The 13259-nt window shown below is 69.3% G+C and carries 11 protein-coding genes; 6 read left to right on the forward strand and 5 right to left on the reverse strand.

All coding sequences use genetic code 11. The features are described from left to right. Positions 1-43 precede the first annotated feature (43 nt). Entirely contained in the window at positions 44-712 is a 669-nt protein-coding gene (locus tag OG876_RS23555; RefSeq protein WP_328518780.1) for a DUF4097 family beta strand repeat-containing protein, read from the forward strand. A gap of 86 nt (positions 713-798) precedes the next feature. On the opposite strand, the gene OG876_RS23560 is transcribed toward OG876_RS23555, so the two are convergent. From OG876_RS23560 to OG876_RS23575, 4 genes are all read right to left on the reverse strand, one after another. Then, entirely contained in the window at positions 799-2040 is a 1242-nt protein-coding gene (locus OG876_RS23560) for a M20/M25/M40 family metallo-hydrolase (protein WP_328518781.1), read from the reverse strand. 7 nt (positions 2041-2047) lie between these two features. Next, a complete protein-coding gene (locus OG876_RS23565) occupies positions 2048-2917 on the reverse strand; it encodes a phosphotransferase family protein (protein WP_328518782.1) in 870 nt (289 codons plus the stop codon). Then, the gene (gene aspS, locus OG876_RS23570) at positions 2917-4206 is read right to left on the reverse strand and encodes an aspartate--tRNA(Asn) ligase (RefSeq protein ID WP_328518783.1); all 1290 of its coding nucleotides are present in this window, start codon (positions 4204-4206) and stop codon (positions 2917-2919) included. Before aspS ends, OG876_RS23565 begins: the two co-directional genes overlap by 1 nt. A gap of 258 nt (positions 4207-4464) precedes the next feature. Then, entirely contained in the window at positions 4465-6726 is a 2262-nt protein-coding gene (locus OG876_RS23575) for a sigma-70 family RNA polymerase sigma factor (RefSeq protein WP_328518784.1), read from the reverse strand. 270 nt (positions 6727-6996) lie between these two features. On the opposite strand from OG876_RS23575, the gene OG876_RS23580 reads away from it, so the two are divergent. From OG876_RS23580 to rsrA, 5 genes are all read left to right on the forward strand, one after another. Continuing rightward, positions 6997-7809 carry a hypothetical protein gene (locus OG876_RS23580; RefSeq protein ID WP_328518785.1) on the forward strand — a complete coding sequence of 271 codons (813 nt, stop codon included), beginning with the start codon at positions 6997-6999 and terminating at the stop codon, positions 7807-7809. A 117-nt stretch (positions 7810-7926) separates the two neighbouring features. Continuing rightward, a complete protein-coding gene (locus tag OG876_RS23585) occupies positions 7927-8727 on the forward strand; it encodes an SOS response-associated peptidase (protein WP_328518786.1) in 801 nt (266 codons plus the stop codon). Positions 8728-8764: 37 nt separating this feature from the next. Then, a complete protein-coding gene (locus OG876_RS23590) occupies positions 8765-9406 on the forward strand; it encodes an alpha/beta hydrolase family protein (RefSeq protein ID WP_328518787.1) in 642 nt (213 codons plus the stop codon). A gap of 127 nt (positions 9407-9533) precedes the next feature. Further along, complete coding sequence (locus OG876_RS23595; protein ID WP_328518788.1) at positions 9534-10196, forward strand: sigma-70 family RNA polymerase sigma factor; 663 nt, start codon at positions 9534-9536, stop codon at positions 10194-10196. Continuing rightward, a complete protein-coding gene (gene rsrA, locus OG876_RS23600; protein WP_328518789.1) occupies positions 10193-10471 on the forward strand; it encodes a mycothiol system anti-sigma-R factor in 279 nt (92 codons plus the stop codon). The genes OG876_RS23595 and rsrA overlap by 4 nt, the downstream gene beginning before the upstream one ends. 12 nt (positions 10472-10483) lie before the next feature. Here rsrA and OG876_RS23605 read toward each other — a convergent pair whose 3' ends face one another. Beyond that, positions 10484-12964, reverse strand: a complete 2481-nt coding sequence (locus OG876_RS23605) for an ATP-binding protein (protein WP_328518790.1) — start codon at positions 12962-12964, stop codon at positions 10484-10486. Positions 12965-13259 lie beyond the last annotated feature (295 nt).

Genomic DNA, 13259 nt, shown 5'->3' on the forward strand with positions numbered 1-13259 from the left:
TTCAGTCACCAGTTCGTCACTAGCGAATCAGGAAGGTACGACAATGCCGACTTTCAACACCCCAGAGCCGATTTCCGCAGTTCTGGACATCCCCGCGGGACGCATCCAGTTCATCGCCGCCGACCGGGCCGACACCGCGGTCGAGGTCCTGCCCGCGGATCCCTCGAAGGGCCGCGACGTCACGGTGGCGGAGGAGGCCAAGGTCGCGTACGGCGATGGCGTCCTGCGGATCGAGGTCTCGGCGAAGAACCAGTACTTCGGGCCGTCCGGATCCGTCGCGGTCACAGTGCAGCTGCCGGCCGGCTCGGCGGTCGAGGTGAACGCGGCCAGTGCCGAACTGCGGGCCGTCGGACGGCTTGGCGACGTCGCCATCAAGAGCGACCACGGCTCGATCGATCTCGAAGACGTCGCGGACGCCCGCATCACCACTGCCGCCGGTGACGTCTCTGTCGGCCGCCTCAACGGGCCTGCGGAGATTCGCACCAGCAAGGGCGACATCCGGATCGCCGAGGCGGTGCGCGGCGCGCTCGCACTGCGCACCGACGCCGGCGACGTCGAGGTCGGCGTCGCTGCCGGAGTCTCGGCCACCCTGGATGCCGGCACCCTCAGCGGCCGGATCCAGAACGCGCTCAACAACACCGAAGGCGCCGCCGCCCCGCTCACCATCCACGCAACCACCAGCGTCGGCGACATCGTCGCCCGCTCGCTCTGAGAAGGAGTACTCCACGATCCACGGTGGCTGGGTCCGCGCCGTACTCGGTGCAGCTCATGCACGACTTCTGGACCACCGTCTACCAGTCAATCGACGACTGATGCGCAGCGGCGGACGACGAGGAGGGCGTAAGCGCGGGCTGCTTGCAGAACCTCCGCGAGGATCACGTGTTCGTCCGCCGCATGGGCGTACCTGACGTCACCAGGTCCGTACTGCAGGGTCGGGATGCCCGCTGCCGCGTACTGACGGAGATCGGAGCCGTACGGCGCGCCTCTGACGTCTGGAGGCGGGCTGCCGGCGTCGGTCACCGCCCGGCGGGTGTCGGCGACGAGCGGGTCGTCGTCCCGGAGCAGGCCGGACGCGAACTCGCCGCCGGGCCAGCTGACCTTCACCGGATGGTCGCGGAGCCAGTCGTCCTTCAGACAGGTCTCCGCGATCGCCGTCTCGAAGGCGGCCCGGGCGTCCGCGAGCGGTTCACCGAGGCGTACGCCGTACCTGCCCTCCGCGACCAGGTGGTCGGGTACGGTGCTCGCCCAGTCCCCGGCCGCGATCGTGCCGACGGACAGTGGGTTGGCGAGGTCGAGGTGCGCGAGGAGCGGATGCGGGTCCCGGTTGCGCGCGGCCTCGAGTTCCTGCAGCGCGGCCTGGATCACGGTGAACTTCTCGATCGCGCTCACCCCGCGGCTGCGGGTCGACCCGTGGGTTGCCAGGCCCGGTACCTCCAGCCGGAAGGTCAGCGAGCCGGCGTTGGCCGGGATCACGGATCCGGCGGTCGGCTCCGCGATCAGGCAGGCCTCGCCGCGATGACCGCGGCGCAGGGTCGCGAACGCGCCGACGCCGCCGTCCTCCTCGCCGATTACCGTGTGGACCGCCAGTGGCTTCCGCAAAGTGATGCCGGCGGCAACAACCGCCGCCGTCGCGCCGAGGATCGCCGCGACGCCGCCCTTCATGTCGCAGGTGCCGCGACCCCACATCACGCCGTCCTCGATCCGCCCGTCGAAGGCGTCGCCCGGCACCACATCCACATGTCCGTTGAGGATCAGCCCCGGCGTCCCGTCCCCGCCGAGTACGCCGACGCAGCCCCACGCCTCGCCCCGCTCGACCTCCATCCCCGGGAACTCCGGGTCAGCTCGCAGCTCGTCGAGGTCCAACCGCCAGTGGTCGACAGCGGCCCCCAGCGCACCCAGCCGCCGCGCACACCATGTCTGTACGTCGCTCTCGGCCGCGGTTCCGTCCACGCTCGGAATCCGCACCAGCTCCCGCAGCTCAGCGACGATCCGCTCGTCGTCGATCGCCGCCAGGACGGCCCGCTCCGCCTCAGTCACCATGCGCACATCATGCATCGAGCAGTTCGAGCACTCGCTGTGCGCCTTGCTGGATCAGATCCTGCGAGAACTTCGAGCGATCGTGAACGAATTCGGCGATCGTCACGTACGCCGACGCCGCGCACACCGCGACCGCCGCCCGTCCACCGGCCCGCAATGCCGCCTCCAGGAACAGTTCGTCGACCCCGGCCGGCGCACCGTCGCGTGCGGCCGACGTCGCCAAAGAGACCAGGTCGTAGGCCCGCGACCCACCGCCCGCCGCCTCGATATCGATGATCCCGGCGATCCGCCCATTGTCGACAATCAAGTTGCCGACATTGAGATCCCCGTGCACGAGATCGTCGTCGGGCAGTGCCTCGCCACGGTACGGCCGGCACAACTCGGCGTAGCGGTCGAGCAGGTCGGCGACCTCACCGCCGTACTCGTGCACCCGGCCCCACACACCGTCCCAGCCGTCGAAGACGACGCCGCTCGACCACCCCGACCAGCTCACACCGTCTTCAGGGACGAGGGCCCGCTGCAGTTCACAGATCGCGATCAGCTCCTGGGCGAGCCGGCTGTCCAGCACCGACGCGTCCCGAAGCGGCTCGCCGGTGACGAACTCCTGCAGCTGGTACGGCGAGCCCGCCGCGGTCTCGCCCACGGTCAGCCAGGCCGGTGTCGGGTAGCCGACCGTGCGCGCCCGGCGGACCAGCTCGTGCGCCCGCCGGACCCGCGGCGCCCAGCCCGGATCCGCCGTCCACTTCAGGACGGTCGCGGTTTCGCCGTCGGTGAGCTCGTACGCGCTGGACTGCAGCCCGCCGGCCAGTTGCGGCACGAGCCGATAATCGGTGCCCAGGGCAACGTTCAGCTCGGCGACAACCGACTCGGTGGTCTCCATCAAGGGGTGAGGCGGTGCAGGTCGCGGGGGAACAGCGTGACCTCGCGGACGTTCTCCACCCCGGTCAACCGGGCCACGAAGCGCTCGAGCCCGATCGCGAACCCGCCGTGCGGCGGCATCCCGTGCTTGAACGCCTGCAGGTACGAGCGGTACGCCGGCGACTCCGCCGACTCACCCTTCGCCTCCAGCGCCGCGACGTAGTCGCTGTACCGGTGCAGCCGTTGCCCGCCGGTGACCAGCTCCATCCCGCGGAACAGCAGGTCGAACGAGTTCGACCAGCGCGGGTCCGACGGCTGCGGATGCGTGTAGAACGGCCGCTTCACCATCGGATAGCCCTCGACCGCGACGAAGTCGCTGCCGTGTTCCCGCAGCGCCCACTCACCCAGGGCCCGCTCGTCGGCCGGCGCGAGGTCCGGCTCGTCCGGGTCCGCACCGGCGATCTTCAGCGCCTCGCTGAAGTGCACGATCGGTACGTCGACCGGGATCTCGGGCAACTCCGCCCCGAGCCGCTCGAGCGCCCCGCCGGCCCGCTCGCCGACCGCGGCCAGCATCCCGGCGACGGTCGACCGCAGGACGGCGAGCACGTCGCGATGGTCCTGGATGAACCCGAACTCCGCGTCCAGCGAGACGTACTCGGCCAGGTGCCGGACGGTGTCGTGCGGCTCGGCCCGGAACACCGGCCCGACCTCGAAGACCCGCTCGAACACCCCGACCATCGTCTGCTTGTAGAACTGCGGCGACTGCGCCAGGTACGCCGGGCCACCGAAGTAGTCCAGCGCGAACACGTTGGCTCCGGACTCCGTCGCCGTACCGACGATCTTCGGCGTCTGGATCTCGGTGAAGCCCTGCCCGTCCAGAGCCGAACGGAACCCGTGCAGGGCCGCCGCGGCGATCTCCCATCCGGCCCGCACGACCGGGTGCCGCAAGGCGACCGGCGCGTTGTCCAGTACGACGGGCAGCCCGGCGCCCACCGTGGGTCGCCAGAGCTCGATCGGCGGCGTCGCGGCCGGCTCGGTGAGCGGCTCGATCACCGGGTCGACGATCTCCGCGCCACCCGGCGCCTGTGGGTTGGCGGCGACCGTGCCGGTCACCTGGACCACGGTCTCCTCACCGAGTTCGTCCAGCTGTGCTTGGGTTTCCGGCGCCTTCACGACGATCTGGCTCAGACCGGATCGGTCGCGCAGGATCAGGAAACTGACGGCGGCGAGCCGTCGTCTTCGGTGGACCCAGCCGGCCACCGTGACGGTCTGGCCTACTGCTGAGGGGATCTCATGGCTGAGAATGCGCATCGCTGTTTTCACCTCCAGGTCGTTTCTCGTACCCCGGAGGTGTGGGCGAAGGGGATCTCGCGGTGCCACCACACCTTCACCGGATCGGGACGACCCGGCCTCTTGCCTTGCAGTCGCTCGGGAGTGTCTTCGCCACCGCTCCACGTATCGCCTTCACAGCTACCGGCGACTCTCTCGAACGTGGCGTACGGCGCTACTCGGTTCCGTCAGCGCGAACACCACCAGCGTAGCGACCCAGGTCACCGACCACCAAGTGGGTTACCGTCGCGACGATGACGGCGGGATCTGCACGGTGTCGGTGTCCTCGCGGCCGCCGACCCGGGCGTGCACGGTGAGCAGGTTGTTCGTGCCGGTGCCCGGCAACCACGCGGTCCACTCGGAGTTGAACGGCTTGCGGTAGTTGTCCGTCCAGCAGGTGGCGCGGTGGATGTCGCTCGATCGCGAGCAGGTCCAGCCCGACTCCTGGGAGTTCAGGAACGCCAGGTTGCGGCCCCACGAGATGTCCAGCGTCACCCGCTGGTTGCCGACTCCGTTGACCTTCAGGAACCGGTTGTAGACGAACGGGTTCGGGTCGGTCTGCGGCGTCGGTGTCACGATCTGCAGCAGCGACTCGTCCGCCTGGATCCCCGGCAGCACCTCGGAGTCGGTGTCGCTCACCAGCCCCGCCGTCGCGGCCACGGTGAACGTCCGCGCCGCCGCGGACCCGTCCTCGGGTACGTCGAAGTCCGCCGGAAGCGGAGCCGGTCGCGACGGGGTGAGCGCCGTACACGTCTTGGTGGTGGCCGAGCACTTCCAGCCGGCCGGGTTCGCGGCGATCGGCCACTCCAGCGACGAGCCGTAGCTGATCTTCAGCGTCACACTGCTCCGGTCTGTGCCGGGGGCAACGGTCAGGATCCGGTGGTGGACGTCGGGGTCGGCCTTGCCGTCGAGGATCTTCAGCAGGTTCTCGTCGGTCCGCGGGGGAGCGGGAGCCTGCAGCGTCGCCGAGTCGTCGTCGTAGAACCGGCCGGTCTTGGCCGAGACGGTGAAGGTGCGATCGGCTGCCGATCCTCCGGCCGGGGCGGTGAACGTCACCGGCATCGCCGCCGGAGTGGCACGGTTGAGCGCCGTACAGGTGGCGGCCGCCTTGTTGCAGGTCCAGCCGGCCGGGTTGCCGGCCAGCGGCCAGTCCAGGGCGGCGCCGCGCTTGAGGCCGATCGTCACCGGGTCGGTGTTGTTCGCCAGGGCTTTGATCGTGATGACGAACCGCACCCCGGCCTGGGCGGCCTGCGTGCCGCCGGCTCGGTCAGCCGGGCCGCCGCCTCCGCTCGGCATGCTGATCGTCAGCAGACCCTCGTCCAGGATCGGTGTCGTCGGCAACGGTGGGGTCGGACTCGTCGTCGTCGCGGTCGGGGACGTCGGTCCGGGGGGCGGCGTCGTCGCCGGCTGGGTCGGCTGGGTCGTCGGCGCGGTGGTGGGCGCCGTGGTCGGTGCGGTCGTCGGCTGCGTCGACGTCGGCTTGACCGTCGGTGGCTTGACCGGCGGCACGGTCGGCGGATTCCCCGGCGGCTGGGTCGGTTGCTGTGCCGGCGGCTTGCTGATCGCGGCCGGTGGAGTGTCGTTGCCGGTCAGCGCCATCGCCGCGAGTACGGCGGCAACCGCGACGACCACGACCGCTCCGGCGCTGACCGCCGTACGGGTGCTGTTCTCCGTGGCCTTCTTCCAGCCGGTGACGACGAAGCCGACCAGGCCGACCTTCGCGCCGGAAGCGGCGGCCAGGTAGCCGAGACCCGCGGTGCCCAGCAGGGCCGGGGCGAGCAGCGCGGGCAGTGCGCTGTTGACCTCGACCAGTTCGAGGTAGACCGCGGTGCACTTCGCGCAGTCGTCCAGGTGCTCGCGGACGTTGCGGTTCTCCCGCTTGGTCAGGCCGCCCCGGACATAGGCGCCGAGTCGCTCGGTCGTCCAGCGGCAGCGATCTCCGGCGACGTCGGCCAGGTGCTGCTGCAGGTAGGCCTGCCGCAGACCCTCGCGAGCGCGGTAGGCGAGCGCGGACACGCCGTTCGCGGTCAGGCCGAGCAGGGGAGCGATCGCGGCCGGCTTCTCGCCCTCGACCTCGGTGTGCCAGAGGACGGCCTGCCACCGCTCGGGCAGGCTCGCGAAGGCCTTGGCCGCCGCGCCGCTCTCGAACCCGGTCACGGTCGGGTCGTCGAAGGTCTCCGGCTCCCGCTCGTACGCCGCGATGTCGTCGGTGGCCGTCACCTTCCGGCCGGACCGGATCCGGTCGACCTGCACCCGCCGTACCGTCGTCAGCAGGTACGCGCGGAAGGAGATGTCCGGGCCGCCACCGGAGCGCAGCGCGTCCAGCACCTTGGCGAACGCGTCACTGGCCAGGTCGTCGGCGTCGTTGGCCGGGACCAGCTGGCGCGCCATCCGCTCGGCCGCGTGGTGGTGGCGGCCGAAGAGCTCGCCGTACGCCTCGAGATCGCCGTTGCGGACGCGCGCGATCAATTCGGCGTCGCTCGGTCCTTCCGGCGTCTCCATCCAGCTCCCCGTGGGTGTGTCACGACTGTCCGTACGGCGATGTAACGGTCCGTCACATCGTTGCCGGGAACAAGGTTCCCACGTGGGACGGATCCGTGCACGTTTCCTGACGCGGAATCGTGCACCTTTCCTGACGAGAGCACCAGCCCGGAAGTTACGCGAAAAAACTTCTGCGAATCCGCGTCATGAACTCCGCCGCCGCCTGTCTCACCTCCGAACGACGCTTCCGGCCGCCCGGTCGGGAGACTGACGGGATTTTTGAGGAGGGCCATGTCGCTGTTCGCGGACATCCGCAAGCGGTTCGACCTGCGCCCGCACAAGTCCCTGAACCTGGCGGGGTCGCCCGCCCGGAACCGGCCGGAGGCGTCGTCCTCAGAGCAACCGTGGGGTTGGAGGGAGCCGCACGGCACAGCTGGTACCGATCACAGTGCCTATCTCGCGATTGCCGAGGCGCTGCGTGACGGTGCCGACGTCGTGCCTGCATCGGATGAGGTCGGCCGCCGGTTGGCGGCCGACGGAGTCTCGCTGGTGGAGGCACTCGATGGGCTGAGTGCGTTGTACCGCGCGATCGCCGGGGGCGAGCCGGCTTTCGATGCGGTACGCGCACTCAGTTCCAGCTGGGCCGAGGCCTCGCTCGTCTATCTGCACTCGCTGTCCTGCGAGGACCCGCTGACCGGGCTGTCCAGCCTGGCGCACCTGCGGTCCCGGCTCGGCGAGCTCTATCGAGAGGCGGAACTCCGTGGCACTTCCGTATCGCAATCCCACGCACTGGTGGTTGTCGAGCCGCTCAATCCCCCGGGGACGTCGCCGTTCGATCGCGAGCTCCGGCTGGTCGACGTGGCGGAGTGCCTGCGGATCGTCTTCTGCGGCGGTGACGTACTGGGCCGCGTCGGCTCACACCGCGCGGCGGCGCTCGTCGGCCGCGAGCCGAACCTGCCGGAGCAGGTCGCGACGGCTCGAGCCCTGATCACCCAGTGGCGGCTGGACACCGACGTACCCCAGCTCGCCCGGGTCTGGATCGAAGGACTGCCGAACACCGACGCCATGGCGGGGAGGGTTCTCGACGAACTCGCCAGACCTTAGGACCTGCGTCCGGACGCCAACAGGGGGGTGCCCGGACGCAAAGGCCGGCGACGGATCGCCCGACACGGGGTGGGCGATCCGTCGCCGCTTGTCCGTGGCCGTGTCTAGGCTGGTGCCATGTGCGGTCGATACGCCTCCAGCCGGGACCCGTCCGATCTTGTCGTGGAGTTCGAGATCGAGGCGGGCAACGTCCGCGAGGCCGTGCAGGAGTTGCCGGACAACTACAACGTGGCGCCGACCGATCAGGTGATCGCGGTGGTCGAGCGGAAGAACCGTGAGGTCCCCGACGACACGATCCGCAAGCTGACGACGGTCAAGTGGGGGCTGGTCCCGTCGTGGGCGAAGGACACCTCGATCGGGAACCGGCTGATCAACGCGCGGATGGAGACGGTCGCCGAGAAGCCGGCCTTCAAGAAGGCGTTCGCCACCCGGCGCTGCATCCTGCCGGCGGACGGCTACTACGAGTGGTACACGGCTGAGGAGAAGGTGAACGGCAAGCCCGTCAAGCAGCCGTACTTCATCCACCCGGCCGACGGAGGCGTGCTGGCGATGGCCGGGCTGTACGAGATCTGGCGGGACAAGTCGGTCGAGGACCCGGACAAGGACGAGGCCTGGCTGTGGACCTGCACGGTCCTCACCACCACGGCCACCGACGACCTCGGCCGCATCCACGACCGGATGCCGCTGCTGGTCGAGCGGGAGCGGTACGACGCGTGGCTCGACCCACTGTCGTCGGATCCGGACGATCTGCTCGAGCTGTTGGTGCCCGCCGCGCCCGGCCGGCTGGAGGCGTACGCCGTCTCGAGGGCGGTCAGCTCGGTGAAGAACAACGGACCCCATCTGCTCGACCCGCTGCCGCCCGACGGCGTGGATCCGATCGACAAGCCGGCCGCGCCGGAGGAGACCACCCTCTTCTGACGTTTCGTGCCCACTCATTCCTAGCTCGGATGACAGGATGGGCCGGGTGACCGACGAACGGATTGTGCGGACGCCGCACGGGGACGCCCGGATCGTGGCGCATCGCGCCCGGCGGCCGGTGGCGACGCTGGCCCTCGGTCATGGTGCCGGGGCCGGGATCGAGTCCGGTGACCTGGCCTCGCTGGCCGCCCGGCTGCCGAAGCAGGACATCAACGTGTTCCTGATCGAGCAGCCCTGGCGCCGGGCCGGGAAGAAGCTCGCGCCGGCGCCGAAGGTCCTCGACGAGGCCTGGATCGCGATCATCGGCCAGCTCCGGGTGCGCACCCCGCTGGTGATCGGTGGCCGCAGCGCGGGGGCCCGGGTGGCCTGCCGGACCGCGAGCGGCCTGGGGGCGTCCGGCGTACTCGCGCTGTCGTTTCCGCTGCACGCACCGGGGAAGCCGGAGAAGTCGCGTGTCGACGAGTTGCAGGCGGCCGGGCTGCCGACGCTGGTCGTGCAGGGGGAGCGGGATCCGTTCGGGACGCCCGAGGAATTTCCCCCGCTGACCGAGATGGCCGTCGTACCGGATGCCGATCACGCCTTCAAGGTGCCGAAGCGGGCGGAGCTGGATCAGCAGGAGGCGTACGACCTGCTGGTCGAAGCCGTGTTCGAATGGGTGAGCCGGGAAGTGTCCGGATAGTGGTCAGGCTCTGACCGCCCCCGCAGGCGGGAATGGCCCTGCGATCAGGCGTGTTGTGACGAACATGATGGCGACGAGAGAGGCTCCGACGAGGACACCCGGGAAGACCCCGGTATTCTCGATCACGATGCCGACTCCCACCACGACCGAGACACCCGAGCAGCGGACAGCGCGCTTCGAGCGCGAGGCGCTGCCTTTCCTGGACCAGATGTACGCCGCGGCGATGCGGATGACCCGTAATCCGTCGGACGCCGAAGACCTGGTGCAGGACACTTTCGCGAAGGCGTACAGCTCGTTCCATCAGTTCACGCCGGGCACCAACCTGAAGGCGTGGCTGTACCGGATCCTGACGAACACGTTCATCAACGGATACCGGAAGCGGCAGCGTCAGCCGACGCAGTCGCCGACCGAGGAGATCGAGGACTGGCAGCTCACCGCCGCCGAGTCGCACACTCCCGGCGGCCTGAAGTCGGCCGAGGCGGTCGCCCTCGAGCACCTGCCCGACTCCGACGTCAAGGAAGCCCTGCAGACCATCCCGGAGGACTTCCGGCTGGCCGTGTACCTGGCCGACGTCGAGGGCTTTGCCTACAAGGAGATCGCCGACATCATGGGTACGCCGGTCGGCACCGTGATGTCCCGGCTGCACCGTGGCCGGCGCCAGCTGCGTGAGCTGCTGGGGGACTACGCCCGGGATCGCGGCCTGATCCCGACGTCGGACTCCGACGAGAGCGCCGACGCTACGACGCCGGCCGCGAGCACTGACGCGAGCGCGGAGAAGGAGGAGTCGTGAGTTGCGGCGAGCACCACGACGTCGACTGCAGTGAGATCCTGCAGCGGGTCTACGTCTTCATCGACAACGAACTCGAGGACGCCAGCACCGACGAGATCCGGCAGCACCTCGAAGAGTGCGCCCCCTGCCTGGACGAATACGACCTGGAACGCTGCGTCAAGAAACTGGTCCACCGCTCCTGCGGCTCCGACCACGCCCCCGACGCCCTCCGCCAGAAAATCCTCCTCCGCCTGACCCAAATCCAGGTAGAAACCACCATCACCACCACGGACTGACGTTTCCACCTGTCATCTGACCTGGGAGTCGTCGAAACTGTACGTGTAGTGATCACCGCGCCGAACGAGTTCCAGCAATTCCCTGGCGGCGGCCTCGAAATGCGGCGAGATGTTGTGCAGGACGGCGATCGCGGCCTCGAGGAACTGAATGGCCGCGGGGAAATCGCCGGCCGCGGCGCTGAACTTGCCGTGCTCGAGGATGAAGCAGCCTTCGCGCAGCCGGTTGCCGAGCGGACGGATCAGGCTGATGCCTTCCTCGATGCGCTGGTGGGCTTTCTCGTATTCGCCCCAGCTCGCGAACACGGCGGCGAGACACTGCAGTCCTTGTGACTGCAGATCGTTGTTCTTGGCTCGTCTTCCGATCTCGATGCTCTGCAACAGCGGTTCGACGGCGTCGTCGAGGCGACCGACGAGCAAGTGCGAGAAGCCGGTGTTGAGGTACCTCTTCCCGAGTGAGCGGGCGTCGCCGACGATCGCTGCCAGCACGATGCCACGCTCGAACGCCTCGTCGGCGAGGGCGAAGTCCCCGTTGCGGTCGTAGAGCCCGCCGAGCGCAATGTAGGACACCCCTTCGATGGTCTTGTCCCCGTGCTGCTGGCTGAGCCGGAGCGCTTCGATCCCGAGCTCGAGTGCCTCGGGCACCCGGTTGAGTCGTCCGAGCACGTGGGTGGCCGACGTACAGCATCGGGCCTGACCAAGGCGGTCCGGCAGCGCGCGAAACATCTCGAGGGCTGTCAGCAGGTGTGCCGCGGCGGCGTCGAGACTCCCGTTCTCCACCTCCGGGATGGCGCGGTCGTGCTCCAGCCAGGCGGCCATCAAGCGCAGATCGAGCTTCTCCGCCAGCTCGACCGAGCCGACGCTCAGCTCTCGCATCTCCACCCATCGAGAGCGGGACTCGTGGTAGCCGAACAAAGCCAGCGCGAGCTCCGGGAGCAAAGCCGATCCGGCCAGCGACGAACCGGCTGCCTGGTCACGGCGATCGATCAGGTTGCGTTGCTCGGAGTCGAGCCAGCGGAGCATCGACTCCGCGTCCGCCGCCATCGGAGGTGGCGTGAAGGGGACGGTGGCGAGGGCGATTCGCGGGCTGGTCGCATGGGTCCTGGCCTGGCAGGCCCAGGCGATGCTGGTGTAGAAGCGGAGGATGCGTTCGAGGCCGGCGTCGCGTTCTGGCGGCGTGAGGGCTTGGTCGGCGAGCTCGCGGGCGTAGGCGCGGATGAGGTCGTGGAAGCGGTAGCGCTCGGGCGCGACGGACTCGAGCAGGTTGAGGTCGACGAGGCGTTCGAGGATGGCATCGGCGCGGCGGACGGGGACGTCGAGCAGGTGGGCCGCGACGATCGTGAGCAGGTCTGCTCCGTCGGGGATGCTGAGCAGTGCCAGCGCCCGCGCGGCTTCGCGGTCGAGGTCGCGATCGCTGGACTCCAGGAAGCGCACGGAACTGGCAATGCTCGCGCGGACGCCGGTCTCGTCGGAGCCGAGGCTGTCGAGCCGGTGTTCCTCGTCGCGGAGGAGATCGACCAGGTGCTGGATCGGCCAGGCCGGGCGGGCGGCGAGCCGGCCGCCGATCAGCCGCACGGCCAGTGGCAGGCGACCGGTGAACGAGGCAAGCATCTCCGCCGCGTCCGGCTCGGCAGCGACGCGGGACTGGCCGATGACTCCGCTGAGGAGCTCGATGGACTCCGATTCCGACAACGCGTCGAGCCGGATCTGGCGTGCACCAGGCAGCGCCGCAAGCGAACCGCGGCTGGTGATGATCGCAGCCGACCCCGGGCTGCCGGGGAGCAGTGGCGTCACCTGCCGCCCGTCGGCGGCATTGTCGAGCAGCATCAGCATCCGGCGCCCGGCGAGCTGCGATCGCAGCAGAGCAGCCGCTTCCTCGACGGCGTCCGGGATCAGCTGGGCGTCCAGACCGAGTGAACGAAGCAACTGGCGCAGGGCGTCGGCGGCGCTCATCGGCTGACCCGGACCGTAGCCGCGCAGGTTGAGATAGAGATGGCCGTCGGGGTAACTGTCGGCCAGTCTGTGCGCGGCCTGAACCGCCAATGCCGTCTTGCCGATACCGCCCATCCCGGTGACCGTGACCAGACCGACGGCGTCGCCGCGCAGGCCGGCGGGAGCTCGCAGGACCGACAGAATTGCCTCGACCTGGGCAGCGCGGCCGGTGAAGTCCGGCACCGCCGGCGGTAGTTGCCACGGCACCGGTAACGCGTCGCTCGCCACCGGGATCTCCGCTTCCGGTGCGGGACTGCGAGGTTCGTGGCTCTTGCCGCGGGCAACGGCCAGGAACTGTTCGGCCTCGTCCGCGTCGAGTCCGAGGGCTGCGGTCAGTGACCGGATGGTGTCCATCCGGGGTCGGCTGCGGGTGCCGCGTTCGAGCACGCTGATGGCCTGCTCGCTCAGGCCGGCCTTTTCGGCCAGGGCCGCTTGGGTGAGCCCGGCCCTCGCCCGGAACCCGCGCAGGAGTTCGCCCAGGCTCACAGTGGACAGCCCACCCACCTCCCTCACTCGTTGGTCGCCACTCCGCTACGTACAGTGCCAGGACATCCGGCCCCAACTCTAGGAGCATCCGCCGACTGTCCGCCGAAGTTATCCACACCGTCACCTGGACCGGTTCAGGACCCGGGACCTGAACCGTTCCCGCGGCGGTATGCGAAGGCTCAGTCAGCGGATCGGCCGCAATGCCCAACACTCGTTTGAAACTAGCATTCAGTGTGCGTGCGGGGACTCTCCGAATACAGAACCTCTGAGAAAGGTGGTCCGGTGTAAACCTGTGACCAAATTGCAAGGACCC

The sequence above is a fragment of the Kribbella sp. NBC_00359 genome, assembly GCF_036097425.1.
GTDB lineage: Bacteria > Actinomycetota > Actinomycetes > Propionibacteriales > Kribbellaceae > Kribbella.